This window comes from Alloscardovia theropitheci (assembly GCF_004332295.1).
Taxonomy (GTDB): Bacteria; Actinomycetota; Actinomycetes; order Actinomycetales; family Bifidobacteriaceae; genus Alloscardovia; species Alloscardovia theropitheci.
This window is the reverse complement of record NZ_RXLP01000002.1, coordinates 68251-95237: the sequence shown is the minus strand read 5'-3', so window position 1 is coordinate 95237 and position 26987 is coordinate 68251. Positions and strand designations below refer to the sequence as shown.

The window sequence follows — 26987 nt, the reverse complement described above, 5'->3', positions numbered from 1 at the left end:
TCATTGCCGAAATATTGACTTGAATCTTATGCAAAACGAGTCAGGCGTTCCTTATCTTCAGGTGTGATGGATTCAAGGAATTCTTTTTCGTAATCGCCCAAACTAGTAGGATAATCGCCGTTGAAGTACGCAACGCATAGTCCGCCATATGGCGCATCTTCTTGTAATCCAACAGTTTCGACAAGACCATCAATGGATAAGTATGCAAGAGAATCCGCGCCGATAAATTCGCAGATCTCTTGAACGCTTTTATGTGCAGCGATGAGTTCACTAGTACGGGAAATATCAATTCCGTAATAGCAAGGGTAGCGAAGAGGTGGGGAAGCGATACGCATATGAACTTCTGCTGCTCCTGCCTCTTTGAGAAGCTGAACGATACGTCTGCTAGTGGTTCCACGCACGATAGAATCATCGATAACGATTACGCGTTTTCCTTCGACAACACCACGAACTGCTGAAAGCTTCATGCGAACGCCTTGCTCTCGAAGCTCTTGAGTAGGTTGAATGAAGGTACGTGCAACATACTGATTCTTAACCAAACCCATTTCGTTAGGAAGTCCACTTGCTTCTGCATAACCGGCTGCGGCAGATAAGGAAGAATTTGGTACGCCTATAACCATATCTGCTTCAACAGGTGACTCTTGGGCAAGACGAGCACCTGCACGTTTTCGTGCTGAATGAACATTGACGCCGTAAATATTTGAATCAGGACGAGCGAAATAGATAAACTCCATCGAGCAGATAGCTTTTTGAGTATTATCGGCATACTTTTCGATGGTGTATCCATCATCATTAATGATGATAAGTTCACCAGGTTGAATATCGCGAATAAAACGAGCACTAACGATATCCAACGCGCATGTTTCAGAAGCGAGCACATATGCTCCGTTGGTCATTTGACCAAGTGAGAGAGGCCTAAAACCATTAGGGTCAAGTGCACCAATCATGCAGTCGTTCTTCATGAGCATGTAAGCAAAGCCGCCATGAACCGTATTTAGTGCTTCTTTGAGCTGCTCGATGAAAGTTCGCTTCGAACTACGACGAATAAGATGCATCAAAACTTCGGTATCAGAATTAGAATGATAAATTCCACCAGTCTCTTCTAATACACGACGAAGTTGGCGACCATTGGTGAGATTGCCATTATGAGCAAGTGCAAAGTCACCGTCATAGAATCTGAAAAGAAATGGTTGGATATTATCAACCGTTCCTGAACCACTCGTCGCATAACGGACGTGCCCGATAGCTGCGTTACCTTTGAGTCGTTCAATTTGGCTATTATCATTAAACACTTGTGACAGTAGGCCAAGACCACGGTAACCGTGCAGTTCACCGTTGTCATTGCTGACGATTCCAGCACCTTCCTGGCCACGATGTTGCAAAGCGTGCAGGCCGAAGTACGTCAGACGTGCAGCATCTGGATGTCCCCAAACGCCGAAGATGCCACACTCTTCGTGTAAGCCTTCAAGTTCTGCAGACATATAAACTCCTGTTTTCTAAACTCGTTTTCGCTTCTCGTTTACTTCGTTTACTAGCGTTTAAGTGCTCGTGAGCTTTTTAATGGATATGTGAGTTTATCTATCAAAAAGCCGCTACTTAGCAAAGTGGTTACTGTGGTTACTCAGTAAAGTAGCTAACACCGCCCTCGATAAGTGGTTGGAATGTATTTCCTGGAACATTCTTATAGACACCGTAACCATTGCGCTCAGTATGTCCCATCTTTCCTAGTACTCGACCATCAGGGCTTGTAATACCTTCAATAGAGAGCACAGAACCGTTTGGATTAACTGATAGGTCAAGGCTTGGAACGCCTTCTTCATCTACGTATTGCGTGGCAATTTGACCATTCAATTTAAGTGTTTCGAGCATCTCAGGAGAAGCAACGAAACGTCCCTCTCCGTGGCTGATAGCGATAGTATGAATATCGCCTACTTCGGTCTTAGAAAGCCAAGGACTCTTAGTGCTTGAAACTCGCGTACGAACAAGACGACTTTGGTGACGGCCAATTGTATTGAAAGTCAATGTAGGGCATGTATCATCCATTGGCACGATGTCGCCAAATGGCACAAGTCCAAGCTTAATAAGAGCTTGGAAGCCGTTGCAAATACCAAGCATGAGTCCATCTCGGTTATTGAGCAAATCGCGCACAGCATCCGTAACTTCTGGAGATCGGAAGAATGCTGCGATGAACTTGGCAGATCCATCTGGCTCATCGCCACCTGAGAAGCCACCAGGAATCATCACAATTTGAGAATTACGAATAGACTGAGCAAGTTCATGAGTGCTTTCAGCTACTGCCTGAGGTGTTAAATTATTGATAATTAATGTCTCAGGTTGGGCGCCTGCACGGCGGAAAGCGCGCAGAGTGTCATACTCACAGTTATTTCCAGGGAAGACTGGGATAATGACGCGAGGCTTAGCGAGTGATGTCTTAGCATGGTTGAGAACTGGTGTGCCACTGTATGAAATAGTTTCAACTGTTTGTGCCGTGTTCTTCTCGCTGCGATAAGGGAAAACGGATTCCATGGCGGATTCCCATTCCTCTTGAATTTCAGCTAAATTAACTGTTTCATGTGCAGTACGCAGTACGAATTGCGAAGAAGTCGTTCCTAGTTCCTCAATGGTATACAATTCGTTCTCTGGCAAGGTTGCGCCTTCTGAAAGCTCAATGATAAAGCTTCCGTAAGCGTAATCGAAGAGATCATCAATCTGTATATCGTCAGAAAGCTCGATGCCTAGACTGTTTCCGATGCTCATAGCAAAGAGTGAACCAATCGTAGCACTGTATCCAGGTGTAGAGATAGCAAGAGCGCTATGGTTATGTGCTAAGTTCTCTACTGCTTGTAATACAGCTTTCAAGCTTTCACACTGTGGTGTAATGCTGTCGCTATTATAATGTGGAAGAATTCGAATAACACGGCTTCCAGCGTTCTTAAATTCTGGCGAAATCGCATAGTCAACGTGTCCGGTTGAAACGGCGAAGCTAACCAAAGTAGGAGGCACATCAAGATCTTCGAAGCTTCCGCTCATAGAATCTTTGCCACCGATAGCCGCCACATCTAAGTCGATTTGAGCCATCAAAGCACCGAGTACTGCAGCGGTAGGCTTGCCCCAACGATTAGGACAATCACGAAGTTTCTCAAAGTACTCTTGGAAGCTTAAATAAGCTTTTTCACGGGTGAATCCAGCAGCAATTAACTTTGCGATAGATTCAACGACTGATAGATATGCTCCGGTAAATTGATTCTTCTCCATAATGAATGGATTAAAGCCCCATGCCATAGCGGATGCAGTAGTGGTCTCGCCATCGACTGGGAACTTCGCGACCATAGCACTCGAAGGAGTTAACTGGTTCTTACCGCCAAATGGCATCAACACTGTCGAGGCGCCAATAGTAGAATCGAAGCGCTCGGACAAGCCCTTATTTGATGCTACGTTAATATCGCGTACAACATGTGTGAGACGCTGTGCAAGCGTCATATCGCCTGACGTATTGAGAGCCCATGGCGACTCAATAGCCTGCGCTGCTACCACATGAACATCTTGATGCTTAGCAGCTCCGTTAGAAGACAAGAATTCTCGGCTGACATTAACGATAGTGTCGCCATTGAACTCCATAACAACGCGTGCATCCTCGGTAACATCGGCAACTGGTACAGCTTCAAGGTTTTCCTCGACAGCATAGCCAAGGAACTCATCCACATCTTTGGCATCAAGTACTACAGCCATACGCTCTTGGCTTTCAGAAATAGCAAGCTCAGTTCCATCTAAGCCCTCATATTTCTTCGGAACAGCGTTGAGATTAACGTGTACACCATCGGCAAGCTCACCGATAGCCACAGAGACACCACCAGCGCCGAAATCATTGCAACGCTTGATAAGCTTGCAAGCATCGTTTCGGCGGAAGAGACGCTGGAGCTTGCGCTCTACAGGAGCATTACCCTTTTGAACTTCCGCACCGTCTTTTTCGATAGATTCAACGTTATGTGACTTAGAAGAGCCTGTTGCGCCGCCGATTCCATCGCGGCCGGTACGACCGCCAAGTAGCACGATGACATCACCCGGGGCAGGTACTTCACGGCGCACATTTTCCTGTGGTGCTGCGCCAACCACCGCGCCAATTTCCATGCGCTTTGCTACGTAGCCAGGGTGGTAGAGTTCGTGGACTTGGCCGGTTGCCAGACCGATCTGGTTACCATACGACGAGTAGCCTGCAGCTGCGGTTGTGACAATCTTACGCTGAGGAAGTTTTCCCTGAAGAGTTTGAGAAACTGGAACTCGTGGATCTCCAGCGCCGGTCACTCGCATAGCTTGGTATACATATGAGCGACCGGAAAGAGGATCGCGGATAGCGCCACCTACACATGTTGCTGCACCGCCAAAAGGCTCGATTTCTGTAGGATGGTTATGGGTTTCATTCTTAAAGAGGAAAAGCCAATCTTGATTTTCTCCATCCACGTCAACAGTTACTTTCACTGTGCATGCATTAATTTCTTCGGATTCATCGAGATTCTTTAAAATGCCTTGTGACTTGAGATATCGCCCGCCGATAGTACCCATATCCATCAAAGAAATAGGTTTAGAATCACGGCCTAGTTCATGACGCATCTGTAAGTAACGATCGAAAGCAGCTTTAACAACTGCATCATCAATTTCGATGCTATCAAGTTCAGTATTGAAAGTGGTGTGACGGCAATGGTCTGACCAATAAGTGTCGATAACACGAATTTCAGTAATCGATGGGTCGCGTTTTTCTTCATTGATGAAGTAGTTCTGACAAAACTCGATATCCGCCAAATCCATAGCTAAACCACGATCGCTGATAAAGTCAGCGAGTTGGGCAGAAGTAAATTCGCGGAAACCTTCAATAATTTCTACTGGATCTGGCTGAGGGATATCAACTGTTAATGTCTCAGGAAGTTCGAGACTTGCCTCTCGAGCTTCAACAGGATTAATAACGTATGAGCGAACAGCATCAACGTCTGTATTCGTTAATTGGGAGCCATAGAGGGCGTATACAGTTGAGGAACGAACTGTCGGACGTTCGCCTTGTGTAATAAGCTGAATGCACTCACTTGCAGAAGCTGCGCGCTGATCAAATTGCCCTGGAAGGAATTCAACAGCAAATACTGCATAAGCATTATGCGCGGCATCATCAGGCAATTCGTTGTACACGTTATCTGACTGTGGTTCGCTAAAAACAGTCGAAATAGACTGCTCAAAAAGGTCTTCACTCAAACCTTCAACGTCGTAACGATTAAAAATGCGCAGACCTGAAAGATTAGTAACTGCAACAGTATGTTTGAGCTCATTTAGCAATTGCTGCTCATGAATATCAAAACCAGGCTTTTTCTCTACGAGAACACGATAAACCATGCTAGTCCTTCGAATCGTTAGATGTTGAATAATAGTTGAGAATGTACTAAGTGTTGCGGGCAGTATTTATTTATTATTTATTAATTATTTAGTTTTGAAGTTTTAAGTTATAAAGATGAAATATGCCGGCATAAGAGTGCCGGCATAAAGTATTAATCAGTAAGTGTATGAGAAGCGTTCAGCTTTTCCAAGCGTGCAAGAATTTCCTCATAAGCAGGAATAATGCTTCCCAAATCGCGACGGAAGAGATCCTTATCAAGATGCTCGATATGGTCAGCGCTGGTCTTCGCTTTATCCCACAAACGGCATGTATCAGGGGTAACCTCGTCCGCAAGCATGATAGTACCGTCAGCTGTAGTTCCCATTTCAATCTTGAAATCAACGAGAGTTACATCAATATCGGCAAACATTGCAGTTAATGCGTGATTGATTTCACGAGCTTTCGCACGAATCAAATCAAGCTGATCGGATGTAGCGATATTCAGCGCAATCAAATCGTCAGAATTAATGAATGGATCACCCAGAGCATCATCTTTCAAGCAGAACTCTACGACAGGACGACTGAGAACGGTTCCTTCTTCAATACCGTAACGCTTAGCAAAAGAACCAGCAGCGATATTGCGGCAAATAATTTCGAGCGGGAACATAGTCAGGTGACGATTGAGCTGCTCAGTCTCGCTAATTTGCTTCACAAAATGGCTCGAAATTCCACGGTAATGCAGTTCATTAAAAATAACCGAAGTAATGCGATTATTGAGACGGCCCTTACCCTCAATTTGTTCTTTCTTTGCACCATTACCAGCGGTGGCTTGGTTCATATATTCAACCCAGAGGATATCTGGATTATCAGTCGCGTATAATTTCTTTGCTTTGCCTTCATAGAGCTTTTCGCGCTTTTCCATGGCTGGCCTTTCTTTGCGAATGCAAGTGCAATAGTGCGCTGTAATACTTTTACCGTAGCAAGTGGTTGCTACAAAACGACATGAAAATTGGGTAAATTATCGAACTGTGAAACGCATATCTCGAATCATATTTTCGGTGAGTGCGCGTGCATGATTGATATCGTTAGCAGCTCCAAGTAAAACAGCCATTCTTCGGTGTCCGTGAACTTCCGGTTTCCCAAAAAGTCGTATATCAGTGTGAGGGGATGCAAGCGTAGAGGACAGATGTGAGAATATTACTTCGCCGTTGCCTTCAATAACGACTGCTCTGCTCGCATATGCTGTATCATTTCGACGAAGACAGACAGATTCTTGATATACAGGAATTCCTAAAATCGCTCGTGCATGGAGTGCAAATTCACTTAAATCCTGAGAAATCATGGTAACCATACCGGTATCATGCGGTCGTGGAGAGACCTCGTTGAAGAGTACCTGTCCATCTGTAAGAACAAAGAGCTCAACCCCAAAAACTCCCCATCCTTTTTCACCAGATTCTTGTGCGTCGGATACGAGGGTTTCTACAACTGTTCGAGCGATATCATGGCATCTCATCAAGATATCATCGGGTACGTGAGCTGGTTGCCAGGATTCTCGATAGTCTCCGTCTTTTTGGACATGCCCGATAGGAGTGCATGTCACCACTCCCGTACTAGAAGAAACAGTTAAAATAGTGAGCTCGTAGTCGAGTGGAGCAAGAGCTTCTACAATGACACGGGATATATGTCCGTCATTTGCTGTGCGACGATCTTGCTGAGCTACTCGCCAAGAGTGAGTGATATCGTCCTCGCTGCGGGCAATAGACTGTCCATGACCAGAAGAGGACAAAATAGGTTTTACGATACACGGGAAACCAACTTCACGAGCTCCTGTAAGAAGTTCTTCCTCGCTTTGAGCGAATCGATATGGGGTAGTAGGTACGTGACATTGCTCAGCAGCTAAGACACGTAATTTCTCTCGATTCATGCAAATTTGGGCGATAGATACGCTAGGAACGACTTGCGATCCTATGTGTTTTGCATGAAGAAGGGAGGATGTCGCTATCGCTTCAACTTCTGGGACAATGATATCTGGGTGAACTTCATCAATTAAATGAGTCAATGTTTCTTCGTCGCTCATATCAATGACGCGAGCCTCGTGAGCAATATGCTGTGCAGGAGCGTGCTCATAGGAATCCACAGCAATGACATAAGCGCCTAATCTCATTGCTTCTATCGCAATCTCTTTTCCGAGTTCACCCGAGCCCAAAAGCATAACTCGAGTTGTATATTCGTCAGAAGAATATGGTGAACCTAGCATGCGAGATTCGGTCGATGATTCTGATAAATCCACGAAACCTGCTGATTGCGATGACTCATTGGATATAGCTGAAGATACGTGAGAACTCATACTTTTATTGTGTCATGCCCAGCGTACTATGACAGTGCGTTATAGTGTATAGGAAGTAATCTTTATCTAGTCTTATCTCGTTGTGACTGATCCGCAGTCTTCGACAAGATATGAGTTACGGGTGAATCGTGAGCATGTTCCCTCGGCCAGAACTTCTCGCATGCTTGGGGTCTATGCCACTATTGCAATTTCGATCGTACGACCTTGATATTTACAGCCTTGATCACATTTGAGTATGCAACCAAGTGCGACTTGAAACGTGATAACTGTGAAGCATGATGAATGCGTTTCTGATATATAAATTTATTAAAATGAAAGTATGGATACTCTTACAATTGCCTTGGTCGTTGATACTTTAGGAAATGCGGGCAACGGTACATCAAACTCTGCTGCTCAATTTGCTAAAGAACTTGAAGCAGAAGGAGTGCATGTACGCCTTGTCGGCGTGGGAGCGCCTGACAAACGTTTTCGCGCTCGCGAACAATATATACCTATTGTTTCAGAATTTGCACGACCTCATCAAGTGGTATTCGCTAAGCCTGACGAGGAGCTTTTTAAACGTGCTTTTGACGGGGTCGATGCTATTCATATTTATATGCCTTTTCCGTTTGGGCGAGCAGCATTGAAATATTGTCTATCTCATAATGTTCCTGTTACTGCTGGCTTTCATGTTCAGTCGGAAAATATTATTTCAAATGCTCCATTTCTTGGCCTAGTGCCGCATATGGTTGAGAGAATCTATCGATGGATGAAGAAGGGGTTTTATGATTTAATCGACCATATCCATGTGCCTACACATATGGAGGAGGGGCAATTAGTCGCACATGGTTTTCACCAGAAACTGCATGTTTTTTCCAATGGTTATGATGATGCATTATTTGCTGAACGAGATGAGGAACCTCGGTGGGCAACTCCAGAACGTAAACGCTTTGTTATCGTCGCGTCAGGCCGTTTAAGTGAAGAAAAATCTCATGAAACACTTATTCGTGCTATTAATTTAAGCCAACACAAGCATGATATAGAGTTAAGAATTGCTGGAGCTGGCCCACGCGAAAAGCAACTTCGTGCACTAGCTTCGCAAAATTTGGATGACGGCTCATGGTCTATTCAGTTTGTATCACACGAAAAAATGCCAGACTTTCTTGCCAATGCTAATCTTTTTGTTCACTGTTCAAAAGCAGATATAGAAGGGATTTCCGTTATAGAGGCAATGGCGGTCGGGGTAGTACCGGTAATTGCTTCCGCACATTTGAGTGCTGCGCGAGACTTTGCTTTATGCAATGAATCCCTTTTTCAAGTGGGGGATGCGCGTGAATTGGCATCATTAATTGATTATTGGATAGATAATCCTTCGCAGCGTGCTCAATGGGGGCAAACGTATGCGCAACATACTCGCAAGACTTACAGCATTAAGCAGTCCATACATAAATTTATCGAGATGGAACGTGAAGCTATCGGCATATAAACTTTAGGGGAAGATTCCAGCTATGCCAGTTATGTAGCTGGAATCTACCCCCTAAAATATCTACCATCGAAAACATGTATGTTGCATATTAACTACGTATGTAATGATATGTATCACATAAAATAGTAATTTAAACTAATCGGTTGTGTCATAATCCAGTAGGGCTTTTCCATCTTTTACGTGGAAAGGCGTTCTGAAAGAAGAGTTCCCACTTTCTTTACCATCGAAATATATAGCGTATTCTCCGTTTGGCAAAGCATGCGCATCAAGCTTGTCAACCATGCTGTATACATCTTTTTGTAGCTGATCATACCCCTTGTTGGAAGTAATATCGATACTGATACTGACGATATTTTTCTCGAAAAGAGTTTGATAAGGTATCTCAAAATACCCGGCGAAATCAGTTTTCCCCTGTTGTAGATTCTCTCGCGCTATCTCTTTGACTGTTGAGTAACTGTCAGTTTTGGTTAGGATGTTAACGTCTGTAACCTCAACGCCTAATTGTTGTTGCTGTATATTTTTCTTAAGGTTGTCTTCATAATCTTTCACAGACTTCTGTTTCATATAACTGTCTGTGTAATGCGGCAGACAGGTCTTATCTACGTCCGTCCAATTTTTCTCAATTCGACATTGTGCATCCAAAGTAAGAGTTTGTCCGTCATAGGTTTTCTCGGTATAGGTAAATTCTGTTATATAACCAGGCGTTTCTAACGTCTGCCATCGGATATTCGTAATTTTAAGTGTGCCGTGTAAGTGGTTTTGTTTTAATTCTTGAGAGATAAGATTGTATGCTTTGGAATAATCTTCGGAATTTACTTTCCGGCATGAGCATAGACTAAAGCACACTATTAGTGCAAGGATGCATAATAATACGCGAGAAATTTTTCCTCTTAAATGCATGATTACTCCTTGAAACTTTCTGTGTAAATATGCAGACTAAAATACGCAGATTAATTAGTTTTTTCTTTGAACAGTCTCTTCATGATATAGTTTTTGGTTTGGCTATAACTTGCCTCGTCGCCATCTCCTTGTAACAGACCGTCTAATACAAATTATAGCCTAGGAATGCAGAGTCATTTCGTAATCTCGTTGGTGTTTTACTTTCGCTTCTTATAAAAGTTTTTTCTTTTCTTCGCCGTGTCGTAGAAAAGAATGATGTAAACTCTCCTATGTTGCACTGAGAAAGTGTAAACGTGGTGGCTGTAGCTCAGTCGGTAGTAGCACCTGATTGTGGTTCAGGAGGTCGCGAGTTCAAGTCTCGTCAGCCACCCTCTGTTGTGTAGTCTATTTTTGTAAATTCTTTTGTTTTCCTCGATACGTATTTTGCGATATACTTAATACTTCTATTGTGAGGATTTTCTCAGTGCGAAATGAGAAGAGGAGGGCGACGATGATGCGCCGTTATAGGGAAATATCTACCTATAAGACACTTTTGAACTATTACACTAGTGTCTCTGATTCTGTACTGCTTTAAGGAGATCAAGCTCTTAAAAATTGGCAAGAAAAGCATTCGTATTTCCAGGACAGAGCTGACTTTTTGGGTTGTATGGCGGCTGTAGGGTTTCTCCTTGGAAGTAACCTCGTGGCTGCTGGAAAGATCCTAAAAATTAAGCGTCACGTCAGTAAACTTGGAGGAGTGTGGAGAGTAATTCAAATCATGGCTGGAGCCTCATTTAATTTTGAAAAAATAATGGCACTAGGAGGTGCGATTACTGAATTGGCTTCCGAATTCTTAGGGATAACGGAGATACGCGAGAAATGCTTCGGTTGATGAAATTGACACTGCGTATTGTTAGTTTTCTGTGCGCAATCGCTGCTACAGTTCTTGCAGTTACGTATTTTAACGGTAATGATAGGGTGGCGGCTGCTACTGTATTGTTGCTAGCGCTTCATCTAATTTCGCGTGGAATTGCGGAATGGATAAATCTTCTCACTCAAGATGACAAGTAGCGTATGAGAAGCGCAGGTTTCGATGCTCCTACGCTCATAGGCGGTGCTTGCTATAGCGAAGGGTATTGATCTTGTGCTTCGACAAACCATTTGCATGTGTCAGCGAATTATTCGCACTTGGCGTCTAATTTTTTTGAGTAGCGAAATATGCTTATGCGTTTTCCTTATTGAATTGTTGTGTACGCTACATTTTCTGCTATTAGTACTTAATCGTCTAGGGTATTGTATGCTCTAAAAGACTTATTAATTACGCGGTTGGGAAGTCTCTTAGAATACACAGCCTAAACCGAAGACAGAAGCGCAGATGGCATGAATATCACTTACAGCCAGAACGGCGATTATCTTATCCTGAACATCATTATCTACAAGACCAAGCACCTCGGACACTACGGCAGACTCGCAAGGCGTATCTGGAAATGCGCTGCTCGATACTGTTTAATGAGCTGGTGCCATCCGACAAGTTCTTTGAGTATTACGCCAAGATTGATGAAGCGGCAGGAAGCCGCATAGAGTTGATCGTGCGGTCACTGGCAGAGCGAAACGGCGTGGACGAATAACTGAAAGTTGAAAATCAAATGGAATGGGTGCGGCGGATGAACGCTTACAAGGCACAGGTAGAAGAGATTGTGAAAGCGGAATTGATTTATAGTTGAACGAGGAGGTTCGGGCAGAAAACTGTTCAGGCTTTTCTCATATAGTCCAAAGTTGCAGTGTAATTGTTTACAACTTTTATGGTATGGTTTTGCATTTAATTGTGCAACAAATCGAAATTTATAAGCAAGATCATAAGGCTTGATACTAAGCTAAGTATTACTTGGTTGTGTATTTTTCAGCCCAATCTGTTATAGAGTTTAATATGGGAAGAAAGTCTTTTCCCATATCTGTAAGAGAATATTCTACCTTTGGTGGAACTACAGGATATACTTCCCTGTGAATTACACCATATGCTTCAAGCATTCGTAGATCCTTTGTAAGATTTACCTCGGTTATATGTGGCAATTTATGATGGATTTCACTGAAACGCAAAGTGCCCTCAGAAAGAACATATATAATTACCATAGACCATTTTCCCTGCAACACTTTTGAGATTCGGGAGATTGGACAGTTTTCAGCATCAAATGTTAATTCCTTCATAGAATCTTCCCATACTATCAAAAGAGATAGTACCTATAAAAAAATATCGTACTTACAAAACAGAACTATATCAGATACAATCAATACTCACAATAGAAAATGGATACCGCAAAAATATGATTAGGAGAAATGCAGAAATGAAAAAGATTCTTATGTATGAATACGGTGATATTGATGTATTGAAGGAGGAAAACACAGAAATTCCATCGCCTACAGCAGGTACACTTCAGATTAAGATAGTATCCACGAGCGTAAATGATCCCGATATTGCAATCCGTAAATTCGGTCCGTTCCCAACCATGCCAAAAGAAATGCGCCCAGTTCTGCCGCATATGGCAGGAGAGGATTTTGCGGGAATCGTTACCGCAGTTGGTGATGGTGTGCAGCATTATCAGGTCGGTGATCATGCTATGGGCATTACTCTATCCGGAACTACGGCAGAATATATTATTTTACCAGAAATGGCCCTGCTTTATAAAGTGCCTGATGAGCTTGAGCTTAAAGCAGTCGGTGCACTTGGCGTAGCGGTCTCAACTGCATGGGCAGCAGTAAAAAATGTGCAGCTTCATAAAGGACAAACCGTGCTTATCCATGGCGGTGCTGGTGGCGTCGGAAGCTATGCGATTCAATTTGCAAAGAATGCAGGTGCCTATGTGATTACAACAGCGGGCAGTAATTCGAGAGAATATCTGACAGAGCTTGGTGCTGACGAAGTGATTGATTATAAGACAGAGGATTTCACACGGAAGGTCAAAGAGGTAGATGCTGTCATTAACCTGACAGGGCAGGATACGCTTGACCGAAGCTATCAGATTGTTAAGAATGGCGGATTCCTTACTTCCACAAATGGTATTCCAGATCAGGAAAAGGCCCTCTCTTGCAACATCAACGCAAATTATACAATTGGAATGGTGTCCCCTGAAGACATGGCAAAGGTTTTTGCTATGGTTAAGGAGGGTTCTCTGAAAATCAACATTAACAAAATCTATCCGTTTACACTGGATGCCGTGAAACAAGCACAACTTGATTTTGAGCAAGGACCGAATAGAGGCAAGCGCCTGATCGTTATGGAGTCATAACACAGAAGCAAAGCAATTGAATGAATGGAAATGATTGATCAGCTCAAGCAGAAAGCAGAAGAAACCTGTTATAAGGCTAATGCTGATTATGTGAGATTTCTCAATGAGAACTCGCCCGCAAAATTCATTGAGGTAGATGGTGGGATTGAAATGAATCTTTTTTGGGGAAGTCTGCTCCTGTCCTCTTGCAAAGGAACTGGTTCGCAGTCGGGAAGGTTTATGCTTTTGCACGCAGGGTGAAGACCGAATCCTTTGGAGTCGTCTCTTTGCTAAGCCTGTCGACATAGAAATTGTAGAGAGCTGTCTGCGCGGTGGCAAAGATTGTTTGATAAAAATCGGTTGTTGATTTATTACGCCACAGTATTAAGTGCGACGATTCCAGTTTGTCGAACTGATAAATCCCTCTAAGAAATAAAGGGCGCGCTTCTATACTCTCATACTGAGAGTATAGAAGCGGCGCCCTGCGGAACTTCATTACCGGTCGACAGAAGAAAACTGCCAGACGGAGAGTTTTCGTCACTTCGTTCCGTTAAGGTGGCTACACCCTTTGTGCAGCTTATGTGGCTATCCAATGATTTTGTCAAGGAGTTTTACGGCAAGTCTTTTCCTGAAACCGTTCAAGTGCTGACCGGCGAAAGCGGCGAGGGATAGATCGAAGCCGTCACAGTACCGCCCACAGTGTTCCGCTTGCCTTTGCATAACAGAATAGCCGACAGAGCAATTCAATATCTTTGCGAAAACTGAGGTCTTAATCCGAAACTGGTTGAGGCTTTTCTTATTTCTAGGGATATTTATGAGGACGCAAAGCGTCACAATGTTGTGTTTGTCGGCAGAGATCGAAGCGGTACGACGAAATACGCCCATGCGAGGAACAGCAGATCAGCTCAGACAGTCCTAGCAGTTTCGATACGAGGGCAACGGCAATTGGCTCTTTGTCTTTGAAGTGCCGATTGACCTGTTATCGTTCATCTGCCTTTATCCTCAGGACTGGCAGACCTGAAGCTATCTTGCTCTGGGTGGTGTTTTGGGCAAAGCCCTTGAGCGTTTCTTTATGAACGCAAGGCCCAAAAAGTATTCCTCTGCCTTGACAGCGACACCGCAGGAATGAGAGCAAGACAGCACAGGCGCAAATGCTCATTCTGGAACGGCTTGCGGACGGAAAGTGTATGCCGAGTGCAGAGCTGGAAGAGGCGGTCGGTGAGCGTGGTATTTCCTCACGTACTATGAGAACGGCAAAGATTCGTATCGGGAACAGGCTTGTGACCGAGAAAGACGGTATGACATGGGTCTGCTATCTCCTAAAATGTAAACAGGAACACGTCAAGCGTGGCAAAGTCGGCAGAGTTTTATAGACATCTTAAGGTTGCCGCCTTGCCTTGTTCCCTCTACTCGACACCGCCTGATGACGAACAGGTACTGGGCATCTTTCAATTGTAGGAGGATTTTGAAGGAACAATACCGCAACCAATAGCACCCCTTGCCCGACTGTCAGAAAGCAGATTGACAAGACTGCCTATATCGCCGTGTGTATTTCAGCCAGGCCGCAAAAGAGACAATGGAAGACAAAATCAAGCATCTGTCCGTGAAGGGGCCCGCGAAATGTAACTTCTTTTAGAATTTGATGAAAAAGCCCTTGACTTTTCGTCTCCGGGAAAACAAAATAACAATTATCTTAACTAATAAATATAAGAGTTGGTAAGTAGCGTAATTAATAACTTAGTGCTGATATTCTGTATTCTTGCGAGATGATTTGTGGCGCACAATTACTGCGCCATAATAAGAAGAAAAATAGTAATCTCGATGATACTCAAGATAAGCGTAATGCTGTTAATTGTGCTAGCTTTGCCCTCGTCTCCGCCACATAATCCCGTATAGGCTGGTGCAATTACGCTCAGCGGAGCAAATGCGACGACAACAAGAGCTTGACGGATAACAAGTTCCCATGGAAGAACAAAATAACAGAATGCTGCCAAAATGATTGAGAAAATGTGGCGTAATCCTACGATAGTAAGAATGTCATAAATATATTCGCGTCTAAAGTCAATGCGAATCATGGTGCCAATCATTAACATAGCAATGAAAATATTTGCCTGACTTATAGGGGAAATAAGAGTAATGAGACTATGGGGTAGGTGTAATCCACACACCGTGAGAGTGAACATAAAACAATATGTCATCAATGGAGTGCTGGTGAGTAGTCGATGAATGAAGTCTTTGGTATTGAAACCGCCAAGTAAATTTGTAGATTTTGCGGTGTGCGCTTTAGCTGAAACATATTGTGAGGTAAATGCATAGGTGCCGCCCGTGCACGCTATGCTATTTCCCACGTCAAACATGCATGCAGTAACTGTTCCGAGAGCGGGTAAAAATGATTGAACAAATGGAATGCAAAATGCGCCAATGTTCATCGAGGGCATGCACAGCATGTATAGGGCTTGTCGTTGTGTCGATGAGCGACGAGTAAGAATCATGGCCAAGATAATCATGATAATATTTGCGGCTAATCCAATCGCTGCTAGTAAAAGCATGATACTTCCAGAGGATAAGGAATTTTTGGCAAAATTGACTATGATAGCTGATGGCAGAGTGAGGTTTATGAGTATCTTTTTAAGGACGGCAGAACTTGATTCTGGGAGGAATTTTAAACGACGTAGTGTGTATCCAATGCAAATGATCATGACGAATGACATAGCATTGAGTAAAACATTAAGCATATCTTTCCTCTCACATTAGAATCGCTAATTGTCAGTATAGGCACAGCCGAAAAATTTAAAAAATCACACATATGAGTGATATAGAATGTGCCAATTGTTTGCTAACCTAACAATTATCGCAAATGAAGCATGAATATAAAAGTATCACCCGGATATTCATGCTTATGGAACATTGTGATAAGGTCGCTTGGCGATACGCGATGAAGCTGTGTCGCCAGGTTACTTTATTGGTCGCACCTTCGTGTATACTGGTAATTCGTGTGTGCCGCTGGTATGCCTATGTAAAGGTGTGCAGCAGCGGGATATCCCAGAATCGATGATGGCTTGCAGTAATGCAAGACCTGAGATGAAGGGCCATCGGGCCGGTGGACTGTGGCTGTTTTAGTTTTTTTAAGAGGTGACTCTTAGATTCTTTAACGTGCGTGCAGTGTAGCGGTCGCACTAAATGTAAACAAGAATCGGAGAAACAGTTGCCTACAATTGAACAGCTGGTCCGTAAGGGACGTAAGCCAAAGCCAAAGAAGTCCAAGACTTTGGCACTTAAGGGTAGCCCACTGCGTCGCGGTGTGTGCACTCGTGTTTATACAACAACTCCAAAGAAGCCAAACTCTGCACTTCGTAAGGTTGCACGTGTTCGTCTTTCTTCTGGTGTTGAAGTAACCGCCTATATTCCAGGTGAAGGCCACAACTTGCAGGAGCACTCTATCGTGCTCGTTCGCGGTGGTCGTGTTAAGGATCTTCCTGGTGTTCGTTATCACATCATTCGCGGTGCTCTCGATACTCAGGGTGTTAAGGACCGTAAGCAGGGTCGTTCCCTCTACGGCGCAAAGAAGGCTAAGTAATTATGTCACGTAAGGGACCAGCAAAAAAGCATCAGCTCCTGCCAGATCCAATTTACGGTTCGACAGTAGTAGCTCAGCTCATTAATAAGATTCTCCTTGATGGTAAGAAGTCTATTGCAGAAGACATCGTTTATTCTGCTCTTGACATCGTTAAGGAAAAGACCGAACAAGAACCAGTAGCAGTTCTCAAGCGCGCTTTGGACAACATTCGTCCAAGCCTTGAAGTTCGTTCCCGCCGCGTCGGTGGTGCTACATACCAGGTTCCTGTAGAAGTAAAGCCAGCTCGCGCAAACACTTTGACTTTGCGCTGGCTCACTGACTTCTCCCGTCAGCGTCGCGAGAAGACCATGGCAGAACGTCTTGCAAACGAGATTCTCGATGCAGCAAACGGCCTCGGTGCTTCCGTAAAGCGTCGTGAGGACACCCACAAGATGGCTGAGGCTAACAAGGCCTTCGCACATTATCGTTGGTAATTTCGTTCCCACACGAGGAAAGTTAGGTAAAAAAATATGGCACAAGATGTGCTTAAGGACCTCAAGTATGTTCGTAATATCGGCATCATGGCTCACATCGATGCTGGTAAGACCACAACTACTGAGCGTATTCTTTACTACACCGGTGTGAACTACAAGATCGGTGAAACCCATGATGGTGCTTCCACCATGGACTGGATGGAGCAGGAAAAGGAACGTGGTATTACCATTACTTCTGCTGCTACCACCTGCTTCTGGAACCGTCAGTCTCACGATACCAAGCAAAAGTATCAGATCAACATCATTGATACTCCAGGTCACGTGGACTTTACTGCTGAAGTAGAGCGCTCTTTGCGCGTACTCGACGGTGCAGTTGCTGTATTCGATGGCAAGGAAGGCGTGGAGCCACAGTCTGAAACCGTATGGCGTCAGGCAGATAAGTACAACGTTCCACGTATTTGCTTCATCAACAAGATGGACAAGCTCGGTGCAAACTTCTACTATTCTGTAGATACTATTCGCGAAAAGCTTGGTGCTAAGCCAATCGTTATGCAGATTCCTATCGGATCTGAAAACGACTTTATGGGCGTTATTGACCTCGTACGCATGGTTGCATACGTATGGGATGATGATGCTGATAAGGGCGCATCTTACAAGACTACTGAGATTCCTGCTGACTTGCAGGAGCGTGCAGAAGAGTATCGCCAGCAGCTTCTTGAAACTGTTGCAGAAACTGACGAAGACTTGATGAACAAGTTCTTCGAAGGTGAGGAGATCACTGAGGAAGAAATCCGCAATGCAGTTCGTAAGCTCACTATTAGCTCTGAAGCATACCCAGTATACTGTGGTTCTGCATTCAAGGATAAGGGCGTTCAGCCAATGCTCGATGCTGTGGTTGACTTCCTCCCATCCCCAGATGACATCCCAGCTATCGTAGGCTATGATCCTTCTGACGAATCTATCGAAATTGATCGTCACCCATCAGCAGATGAACCATTCTCTGCTCTTGCATTCAAGATTGCTGCTCATCCATTCTATGGAAAGCTCGTTTACGTTCGCGTTTACTCTGGTTCTGTAGCACAAGGTGATACAATCCTGAACGCAAATAAGGGTAAGAAGGAGCGCGTAGGTAAGCTCTTCCAGATGCACGCTGATAAGGAAAATCCAGTTGAGCATGCATCTGCAGGTAACATCTATGCATTCGTTGGCCTGAAGAACATCACTACTGGTGATACTTTGTGCGATGAAAAGAACCCTGTTGTTCTTGAATCCATGAGCTTCCCAGAGCCAGTTATTCAGGTTGCTGTAGAACCTAAGACTAAGGCTGATCAGGAAAAGATGGGCATTGCATTGCAGCGCCTTTCTGATGAAGATCCTACCTTCCAGGTAACTACAGACGAAGAGTCTGGACAGACTCTTATCGCAGGTATGGGTGAACTCCAGCTTGATATTTTGGTTGATCGTATGCGCCGCGAATTCCACGTGGAGTGCAACGTAGGTAACCCACAGGTTTCCTACCGTGAAACCATCAAGAAGCCTGTAATGAATCAGGAATACACTCACAAGAAGCAGACCGGTGGTTCTGGTCAGTTCGCAAAGGTTTTGATGAACTTCGAACCACTCGATACCACATCTGGTGAAGTATATGAGTTCGATAACCAGGTTACTGGTGGACACATTACTAAGGAATTTATCCCATCTATTGATGCTGGTGTTCAGGAAGCAATGCAGTCTGGTGTACTCGCAGGATTCCCAGTAGTAGGTGTTAAGGCAACTGTTACTGACGGTCAGGTTCACGACGTTGATTCCTCTGAAATGGCGTTCAAGATTGCTGGTTCTATGGCATTCAAGGAAGCTGCTCCAAAGGCTAACCCAGTAATCCTCGAGCCTATTATGGCTGTTGAGGTTCGTACTCCAGAAGAGTACATGGGTGACGTTATGGGTGATATCAACTCTCGTCGTGGTGCAATCCAGTCTATGGAAGATGCAACTGGTGTAAAGGTTATTAAGGCTAAGGTTCCATTGGCTGAAATGTTCGGCTACATTGGTGATCTTCGTTCCCGTACACAGGGTCGTGCAGTTTACTCCATGACCATGGATTCTTATGCAGAAGTTCCACGTAGCGTTGCAGAAGAAATCATCAAGGCACAGCGTGGCGAGTAATCGCTAAACTGAGCTTAGGTAAGACTAAAATGGAGGAGTGTGATGCACTCATGCTTCTCCATTTATAAGATTGACAGCTATCGAGTCGTTAGCCGCAGCGTTTATGTGGTTAACACGCGGTAGAAGTTAATCCCAAAAAGTAGTAAAATCTAACGAGTGTCTTGTGTCCGCAAGACATAAGACGAAACTCTAGAGACGTCCAGGAGGACACAATATGGCAAAGGCAAAGTTCGAACGTACTAAGCCTCACGTTAACATTGGTACCATTGGTCACGTTGATCACGGTAAGACCACCCTCACTGCAGCTATTTCTAAGACTCTGCATGAGATGTACCCAGATCTGAACCCTGCATATGACTTCGATCAGATCGATTCCGCTCCTGAAGAAAAGGAACGCGGTATTACCATTAACATCGCTCACATTGAGTATGAAACCGACAAGCGTCACTATGCACACGTAGATGCACCAGGCCACGCTGATTATGTTAAGAACATGATTACCGGTGCTGCTCAGATGGATGGCGCTATCCTCGTAGTAGCTGCTACCGACGGTCCTATGGCTCAGACCCGCGAGCACGTATTGCTTGCTAAGCAGGTTGGTGTGCCAAAGCTTCTCGTAGCTTTGAACAAGTGCGATATGGTTGAAGACGAAGAACTCATCGAGCTCGTTGAAGAAGAAGTTCGCGATTTGCTCGACGAAAACGGCTTCGATCGCGATTGCCCAGTAATCCGTACTTCTGCTTACGGTGCACTTCACGATGACGCTCCAGATCACGACAAGTGGGCTGAGACCGTTCGTGAACTCATGAACGCAGTTGATGAGTACATTCCAACTCCAGTACACGATCTCGATAAGCCATTCTTGATGCCTATCGAAGACGTATTCACCATTTCTGGTCGTGGTACTGTAGTAACCGGTCGTGTAGAGCGCGGTCGTCTTGCTATTAACTCCCCAGTAGAAATCGTTGGTCTTCGTCCAACAACTTCTACCACCTGCACCTCCATCGAGACCTTCCACAAGCAGATGGACGAAGCAGAAGCTGGTGACAACACCGGTCTTCTCCTCCGTGGTGTTGGCCGTGAAGATGTAGAACGTGGTCAGGTTGTTGCTGCACCAGGTTCCATCACTCCTCACACCAAGTTCGAGGCTGAGGTATACGTATTGACTAAGGATGAAGGTGGTCGTCACTCGCCATTCTTCTCCAACTATCGTCCACAGTTCTACCTCCGTACCACTGACGTAACTGGCGTTATCACCTTGCCAGAAGGCGTTGAAATGGTACAGCCTGGCGATCACGCAACCTTCGGCGTTGAGCTCATCCAGCCAATCGCTATGGAAGAGGGCTTGACCTTCGCAGTTCGTGAAGGTGGCCGCACCGTAGGTTCTGGTCGTATCACCAAGATCGTAGAGTAGTTGAAACTTAGGTTAAGTTACTTAAGATAAGGTAAGACTGATAGGGTTCTAGGATTTCCTAGAACCCTTTTTTGTATGTCGTATTCTTTTATCCTAAATAAATGCGACATGATTCATTACTCGGGCAATACTTAAGGGTGGAATAACTCTTTTGCAGGTGAGTGCTATTTTTATACACAGATAATCTCTCATATCAGTAAAAATGGTACTCACTTGCAAAAAAGTTAATTAAATGCGAACGCAGTTCTACTCAACCCATTAATTTCTATAAATGGGCGAGTTATATCAAAAAGATTTCTAATGAGCTATAAGCAATTTATGGGCTAAATTATAAAATAAAATCAGAGTAGTTCTATAAATGTCTATGTCATGAGAGTAGATAAGTAATGGCGCCGCTTCAGATAAACCAGACTTTCTCCGACGAAACCAAGACCTATTCTCTCATCCTAATAGCGTAAATACACTGTGGATACTCGGGGTGCCCCTTCTCGAAGAGCGTATATAAAATGCACTCGAATCCATGACGCAACAGCACGTAGTTGTAAGTTACTATCGGATGATGCGCTCTTTGTGGTGTTCAGATTAGTACGGGCGTTATCTAAGGATTGTAATTCTTCGAGAGCTGTGTCCAGTTCAATCGACGCAGATAATGGCATAGATATATGAGTTGAGTAGTTAACACCACTGTAGTCAATCAGTTGCTTTGTATCATATACGCGCTGACGCGTATCTATATAATTTGTTGGCGTCAGCAATCGGGCTTGGGAAGCGAAGAGTTGGCTCGCCAATTTCCCAAGCGTAGCTCTGTCTTGCAAATCTGCTGTTGAATAATCTCGAGTAGCTAGAACTTCATATGCAAATCGTGAGCGATCTTCAGCTACGGAAATGGATTGAAGAGAATCGGATGCCAGATACTTCGTAGAAGAATCGGTATTGGAGAATGAAGACTCGAGTAAAGCATAAGCATCTTGCTGCGTGACTGGGTAGCTACCATCAATATCGAAAGAAGTTGCATTTGTACCGTAATCTATCCACGATGAATGCACTGCCGCAAGAGCACTCATAATTATGCCTTCACTAATACGATTTGGGCATACAGACGCGACGTCCATCCAAGACCGAGCTGATAAATTGGACGATACGGAAGAAATCGGACTAATGGAAGAAGGGAAAATTTGCGAGAAAGAGCTCAATGATTGAGCGTTCACATATGCTTCATCGCATGTTATGGAAATGCTTTTCGCCTTCGATTGCGAGGCATATGCGATAGAAGGCGAGGTAAAAAATGACGCAATAGTAATGATGACAAGAATAAACGAAATAGGTGAAAGAGCAGCGCGAATATAAGATAACGGATTCTTAGGAATGGAGCAATTTATTGAGACGTGTGCTTTATTAAATGGCGCGCTCAGACGATTGTAGATTCGAGAAAGAAAATATAAAGATGCGCGCAAAATCATAAAAGTTACTCTATCAGGAAAAGTTTACAAAGTCTTTATCGCTCGCTAAAATAATACTTCACTTAGACCACTCACGCATGAACACATGCGTCTCATAACTTCATATAGGAGGTCTCCACTATGGAACTTGACTTGTCGCAATTGCACCAGATAGCAGCAGAACAGGGCATAGAAGCGGAAACCTTAGACGAAGCGCTTTCTCAGGCGCTTAAACTTGCGTATTCTAAGACGCCTAATGCTTCAAAGCACGCACGTGTAGAGCTTGATGAACGTGCTGGAACTTTCACGATTTGGGCTCAAGATGAAATTCCTGTTGAGCCTACAGAAGATAATCCTCATCCACGTCCAGAATTAGGCGAACCATATGACGATACACCTCACGATTTTGGTCGTGTCGCAGCGGCTACAGCTTCTCAGGTAATTTCAGGGCTTTTCCGTAAAGCAGCTGATGATAAGATATTTGGCGCATTCTCGGGACAAAAAGGTCAGATTATCAACGGTATCATTCAGCAGAATTCCCGTGATCCGCAAAATATTCATGTTGCTGTCGGTGATGTTGAGGCTATTTTGCCACGTCGCGAACAGGTTCCGGGTGAAGTATATCGCCACGGTGAACGCATTCGCGTGTATGTTGTAAACGTTGCACGTGGTTTGCGTGGTCCGGAAATCATCGTTTCTCGATCTCACCCTGAGCTTGTACGCCGCTTGTTCGAGCGTGAAGTTCCTGAATTAACCTCAGGGGCTGTATCCATTATGTCTATCGCTCGAGAAGCTGGGGCGCGTACTAAGATTGCTGTTCGTGCCAATACTCCGGGTATCAATCCAAAGGGATCCCTCATTGGACCAAGTGGTAATCGTGTTCGCGCGGTAATGGAAAACCTGGGGGATGAGAAGATCGACATTGTTGATTGGTCGAATGATCCAGCGAAATTTGTAGCTGCTGCATTATCTCCAGCGCATGCTGTTGAAGTTCGAGTTGTCAGCGAGAAGAATCAAACGGCAATTGCTCTTATTAAGGAAGATCAGCTTTCCTTGGCAATCGGTAAAGAGGGCCAGAATGCTCGACTAGCAGCAAAACTTACTGGTTGGAAGATTGGAATTGAATCAGTTGAATCCCAAGCTCGAAAGAATGAAGTTTCTTCTGAACAACCGGTAGAAGATGGCGAAGAATAAATAGTTCCGTCATTGGATTAATACACGACTAATACACGCAAGAAGCAGTGATTTTCATCCACCTCTTTCAGTATTATAGAAGAGTTTGTGATAAGGAATCACTGCTTTTTGAGATGAGGTAATACGATCATGGTCACGTTACGATGAGACAGGATACGTTAACCCTACGTAAATAAGCGCTACGCAAGAAGGATACGTGGCGCTAGTAAAGGAGAAATTGTGCCAAAAGCACGCGTATACGAACTTGCAAAGCAATTCGGTGTAGACAGCAAGACCGTTCTTGCGAAGCTCAAAGATATGGGCGAATTCGTAAAGTCTGCATCCTCTACAGTTGAAGCACCAGTTGTGCGTAAACTGACAGCTGCGTTTGGTTCCTCACAAGAATCTACAACAGCGCCAAAAGCTGCAACGAAGAACTCTGAAGCGGCATCTAAAAATTCTGGTAGTTCCAAGACTGCTTCAAAGACAACTCGAGCAGCAGCTGAAACTACTAAGTCTGAGACTTCATCAAATGCATCTGAAGACGCTCAAACACGTAAGTCAACCAAGCCTTCTACACAAGCACCATCTCCACGTGCTGCTGTAGCTCGTGCTGCAATGTCGTCAGTTAATCCTGCAGCTAATAAAGCAGCAGCTGAAGGGGAGAAGGCAGCTACTCGAAAGCCTAAAGCAAAGCCAGCAAAGAAAGCAGCTGAATCTAATAAGTCAGCTGAATCTACTACGACAGCTGCAGCAGCTACTCCAACTCAAGCTTCTCATAATGCTACGCCAGGTATCCCGAAGCCACGTAGTCGAGCAAATGGAACGCCACGTCCAGGAAATAATCCATTTATGAGTAAGCAACGGATGGGTTCAGCGCCAACGCCTGGTGATATTCCTCGTCCACACCCAATGAGCCGTCCGGGTGCAAAGTCTTCCGATGGGGCTCAGGGCGGTAATGGTGAACGTCGCGGTCGCGGTGGACGCCCAGGACAAGAACAACGTGGCGGCAATCGTTCGAATCGAGGAGGTCGTGGCGGACGCGGTGGTAATGCAGGCGCATCACGTTCCTCTGCTCCACGTCCAGGACAGAACCATAGCTCTAATCGTGGTGGTAATAACGAATCCCGTTGGGGTAACCGTCCAGGAGCAAATGCAGGTGCACCAGCAGGTAACAATGGTTCACGTGGCGGTAATCGCTTCGGCGGTGGAGCTCCTAACGGTAGTATGCCATCTAATGGCCCATCTCGCGGTGGACGTGGCGGCCGTGGTGGTGCTGCGGGCGCATTCGGTCGCCAAGGTGCAAAGTCATCGAAGTCGCGTAAGGCAGCTCTGCGCAATAAGCGCCAAGAGTTCGAAGAGTTAAAAGCGCCAGTTATTGGCGGTGTTCGTATCCCATCTGGCAATGGTCAGACAGTTCAGCTACCACAGGGTGCTACACTTTCGGATCTTGGCGAAAAGATTAATGTAAGCGCAGCAAGCTTGGTTACAGTTCTCTTCCACCTCGGTGAGATGGCTACAGCGACCCAGTCTTTGGACGCTGAAACATTTGCTGTACTCGGTGAAGAAATTGGTTGGAACATTAAGATCGTTTCTGCTGAAGAAGAAGATAAAGCTCTCTTGCAGCAGTTCGATATTAATCTTGACGAGCCAGAAGACGAAGATAAGCTCGTTCCACGTCCGCCAGTTGTTACAGTAATGGGTCACGTTGATCACGGTAAGACTCGACTGCTTGACACCATTCGTCAGACTAATGTTATTAAGTCAGAAGCCGGCGGTATTACCCAGCGTATCGGTGCATACCAGATTCATGTCACGCTCAATGACATTGATCGTCGTATCACCTTCTTGGATACTCCAGGTCACGAAGCATTTACCGCTATGCGTGCGCGTGGTGCTGAACTTACTGACGTTGCGATACTTGTTGTCGCTGCTGACGATGGCGTGATGCCACAGACTGTAGAAGCTATTAACCATGCTCAGGCAGCCAACGTTCCAGTCGTTGTCGCAGTTAATAAGATTGATGTTGATGGAGCTAACCCTGAAAAGGTCCGTGGTCAGCTCACTGAGTTCGGCTTGGTACCTGAAGAATATGGTGGCGACACTATGTTCGTCGACATCTCTGCAAAGCAGGGCACCAATATCGATAAGTTGCTTGAAGCAGTTCTTTTGACAGCAGATGCGACACTTGATTTGCGTGCAAATCCTGAAGCTGATGCTCGTGGTGCAACAGTTGAAGCACGACTTGATAAGGGACGCGGTTCTGTTGCTACGGTACTCGTTCAGCAAGGTACCTTGCGCGTTGGTGACGCAATCGTTGCTGGTACGTCTTATGGTCGCGTTCGTGCACTTCTTGATGAGAATGGAAATAACCTTAAGGAAGCTGGTCCGTCACGACCAGTTGCTGTGCTTGGTTTGACTTCTGTCCCAACTGCAGGTGACCTCTTCTTGGTAGCTGCTGATGACCGTACTGCTCGTCAGATTGCTGAGAAGCGCGAAGCTTCGGAGCGCGCTGCACAGCTTGCACGTCGTCATAAGGTTGTCTCTCTTGAGAATCTCAAAGAGCAGTTCGCTAAGTCTGAAGTTGACATGCTCAATGTCATCATTAAGGGCGATTCTTCTGGTTCTGTAGAAGCACTTGAAGAATCCTTGATGAAGATTGAAGTAAGCGATGAGGTAGGCATCCAGGTAATTCACCGTGGTGTCGGTGCAATTACACAAAATGATGTCAATCTCGCAACCGTTGATAAGGCTGTGATTATTGGCTTTAATGTTCGTCCATCTCGTCAGGTTGCTGATTTGGCAGAGCGTGAAGGCGTTGACGTACGCTACTACTCGGTTATCTACAAGGCTATCGAAGAGATCGAGTCCTCTCTTAAGGGCATGCTCAAGCCAGAGTATGAAGAAGTGGTTACTTCTCATTCTGAGATTCGTGAAATCTTCCGCTCGTCCAAGTTTGGTAATATCGCGGGTGTTAAGGTCGACGATGGTACCGTTAAGCGCGGTACAAAGGCTCGCATCATGCGAGACGGAGTCGTTACCTTCAACGACCTTGAAATCTCGACATTGCGTCGCTTCAAGGACGATGTTACAGAAGTTACGGAAGGATACGAAGCTGGTATTAATCTCGGAAACTTCAACGATATCCAGATTGGCGATATTATCGAGACATTCGAGATGCGAGAAATTGCTCGAAGCTAACGGAGTATCACGTTTGCTCGAATGTGTGGCATAGATTAATAATAAGAGGCAGCCAGCAATATAGTTATATTGTGACTGCCTCTTATATCGTTGATTAGGATTACAATGTCGGTTATTATATGCGTGGCATGTTTTTCTAACAGACGATTAGCGACATAGCTTATACGAACCGCACTGGTATGAAATAACAGGCTTTTAGAGAGCCTTTAACAGACTGCAGTAGATTTAAGGAAATAT

General features: G+C 44.8%; 19 protein-coding genes, 1 tRNA gene and 3 pseudogenes. 15 read left to right on the top strand and 8 right to left on the bottom strand.

What is annotated here, in order from left to right:
* Positions 1-26: 26 nt before the first annotated feature.
* The 4 genes from purF to purT form a co-directional block, all read right to left on the bottom strand.
* Positions 27-1481 carry an amidophosphoribosyltransferase gene (purF, locus tag EJ419_RS00765; RefSeq protein ID WP_131283014.1) on the bottom strand — a complete coding sequence of 485 codons (1455 nt, stop codon included), beginning with the start codon at positions 1479-1481 and terminating at the stop codon, positions 27-29.
* 136 nt (positions 1482-1617) lie between these two features.
* A complete protein-coding gene (locus tag EJ419_RS00760; RefSeq protein WP_131283013.1) occupies positions 1618-5376 on the bottom strand; it encodes a phosphoribosylformylglycinamidine synthase in 3759 nt (1252 codons plus the stop codon).
* A gap of 152 nt (positions 5377-5528) precedes the next feature.
* A complete protein-coding gene (gene purC / locus EJ419_RS00755; protein WP_131283012.1) occupies positions 5529-6278 on the bottom strand; it encodes a phosphoribosylaminoimidazolesuccinocarboxamide synthase in 750 nt (249 codons plus the stop codon).
* Positions 6279-6374: 96 nt separating this feature from the next.
* Entirely contained in the window at positions 6375-7613 is a 1239-nt protein-coding gene (gene purT, locus EJ419_RS00750) for a formate-dependent phosphoribosylglycinamide formyltransferase (protein WP_240680290.1), read from the bottom strand.
* Between the two features lie 409 nt (positions 7614-8022).
* On the opposite strand from purT, the gene EJ419_RS00745 reads away from it, so the two are divergent.
* Complete coding sequence (locus EJ419_RS00745; protein WP_131283010.1) at positions 8023-9168, top strand: glycosyltransferase; 1146 nt, start codon at positions 8023-8025, stop codon at positions 9166-9168.
* A gap of 135 nt (positions 9169-9303) precedes the next feature.
* Here the strand turns inward: EJ419_RS00745 and EJ419_RS00740 are convergent, their stop codons facing one another.
* Complete coding sequence (locus EJ419_RS00740) at positions 9304-10068, bottom strand: hypothetical protein (RefSeq protein ID WP_131283009.1); 765 nt, start codon at positions 10066-10068, stop codon at positions 9304-9306.
* Positions 10069-10364: 296 nt separating this feature from the next.
* On the opposite strand from EJ419_RS00740, the gene EJ419_RS00735 reads away from it, so the two are divergent.
* From EJ419_RS00735 to EJ419_RS08445, 3 genes and pseudogenes are all read left to right on the top strand, one after another.
* Positions 10365-10438 (top strand) — tRNA-His (locus EJ419_RS00735).
* A 500-nt stretch (positions 10439-10938) separates the two neighbouring features.
* A complete protein-coding gene (locus EJ419_RS00730; protein WP_131283008.1) occupies positions 10939-11118 on the top strand; it encodes a hypothetical protein in 180 nt (59 codons plus the stop codon).
* Between the two features lie 404 nt (positions 11119-11522).
* Positions 11523-11771, top strand: a pseudogene (locus EJ419_RS08445) (TnpV protein); the annotation flags it as partial.
* Positions 11772-11928: 157 nt separating this feature from the next.
* On the opposite strand, the gene EJ419_RS00720 reads toward EJ419_RS08445, so the two are convergent.
* Positions 11929-12252 carry a winged helix-turn-helix transcriptional regulator gene (locus tag EJ419_RS00720; RefSeq protein WP_131283007.1) on the bottom strand — a complete coding sequence of 108 codons (324 nt, stop codon included), beginning with the start codon at positions 12250-12252 and terminating at the stop codon, positions 11929-11931.
* Positions 12253-12389: 137 nt separating this feature from the next.
* On the opposite strand from EJ419_RS00720, the gene EJ419_RS00715 reads away from it, so the two are divergent.
* The 5 genes and pseudogenes from EJ419_RS00715 to EJ419_RS08570 all read left to right on the top strand — a co-directional run.
* Positions 12390-13331, top strand: coding sequence for an NADP-dependent oxidoreductase (locus EJ419_RS00715; RefSeq protein WP_131283006.1), 942 nt, complete (start codon positions 12390-12392; stop codon positions 13329-13331).
* Positions 13332-13361: 30 nt separating this feature from the next.
* Positions 13362-13571 (top strand): hypothetical protein, encoded by a 210-nt coding sequence (locus tag EJ419_RS08285; RefSeq protein WP_165496181.1) that lies wholly within the window; start codon positions 13362-13364, stop codon positions 13569-13571.
* Positions 13486-13677, top strand: a complete 192-nt coding sequence (locus EJ419_RS08540; RefSeq protein WP_420836904.1) for a DUF6144 family protein — start codon at positions 13486-13488, stop codon at positions 13675-13677. Before EJ419_RS08285 ends, EJ419_RS08540 begins: the two co-directional genes overlap by 86 nt.
* Positions 13678-14087: 410 nt before the next feature.
* Positions 14088-14273: pseudogene (locus tag EJ419_RS08575) on the top strand (hypothetical protein); the annotation flags it as partial.
* A gap of 580 nt (positions 14274-14853) precedes the next feature.
* Positions 14854-14946 (top strand): annotated as a pseudogene (locus tag EJ419_RS08570) (hypothetical protein); the annotation flags it as partial.
* A gap of 148 nt (positions 14947-15094) precedes the next feature.
* On the opposite strand, the gene EJ419_RS00700 reads toward EJ419_RS08570, so the two are convergent.
* Positions 15095-16045 carry an AEC family transporter gene (locus EJ419_RS00700; RefSeq protein ID WP_131283005.1) on the bottom strand — a complete coding sequence of 317 codons (951 nt, stop codon included), beginning with the start codon at positions 16043-16045 and terminating at the stop codon, positions 15095-15097.
* Positions 16046-16515: 470 nt separating this feature from the next.
* On the opposite strand from EJ419_RS00700, the gene rpsL reads away from it, so the two are divergent.
* The 4 genes from rpsL to tuf all read left to right on the top strand — a co-directional run bounded on the left by rpsL (position 16516) and on the right by tuf (position 20937).
* Positions 16516-16887 carry a 30S ribosomal protein S12 gene (rpsL, locus tag EJ419_RS00695; protein WP_131283004.1) on the top strand — a complete coding sequence of 124 codons (372 nt, stop codon included), beginning with the start codon at positions 16516-16518 and terminating at the stop codon, positions 16885-16887.
* A 2-nt stretch (positions 16888-16889) separates the two neighbouring features.
* The gene (gene rpsG, locus EJ419_RS00690) at positions 16890-17360 is read left to right on the top strand and encodes a 30S ribosomal protein S7 (RefSeq protein ID WP_086106067.1); all 471 of its coding nucleotides are present in this window, start codon (positions 16890-16892) and stop codon (positions 17358-17360) included.
* Positions 17361-17396: 36 nt separating this feature from the next.
* Positions 17397-19523, top strand: coding sequence for an elongation factor G (gene fusA, locus EJ419_RS00685; protein WP_131283003.1), 2127 nt, complete (start codon positions 17397-17399; stop codon positions 19521-19523).
* Positions 19524-19737: 214 nt separating this feature from the next.
* Entirely contained in the window at positions 19738-20937 is a 1200-nt protein-coding gene (gene tuf, locus EJ419_RS00680) for an elongation factor Tu (protein WP_131283002.1), read from the top strand.
* A 446-nt stretch (positions 20938-21383) separates the two neighbouring features.
* Here the strand turns inward: tuf and EJ419_RS00675 are convergent, their stop codons facing one another.
* The gene (locus EJ419_RS00675; RefSeq protein WP_131283001.1) at positions 21384-22397 is read right to left on the bottom strand and encodes a hypothetical protein; all 1014 of its coding nucleotides are present in this window, start codon (positions 22395-22397) and stop codon (positions 21384-21386) included.
* A 120-nt stretch (positions 22398-22517) separates the two neighbouring features.
* On the opposite strand from EJ419_RS00675, the gene nusA reads away from it, so the two are divergent.
* Together nusA and infB are read left to right on the top strand one after the other, a co-directional pair.
* Entirely contained in the window at positions 22518-23570 is a 1053-nt protein-coding gene (gene nusA, locus EJ419_RS00670; RefSeq protein ID WP_131283000.1) for a transcription termination factor NusA, read from the top strand.
* 219 nt (positions 23571-23789) lie between these two features.
* Positions 23790-26750, top strand: coding sequence for a translation initiation factor IF-2 (gene infB / locus EJ419_RS00665; protein ID WP_131282999.1), 2961 nt, complete (start codon positions 23790-23792; stop codon positions 26748-26750).
* Positions 26751-26987: the final 237 nt, after the last annotated feature.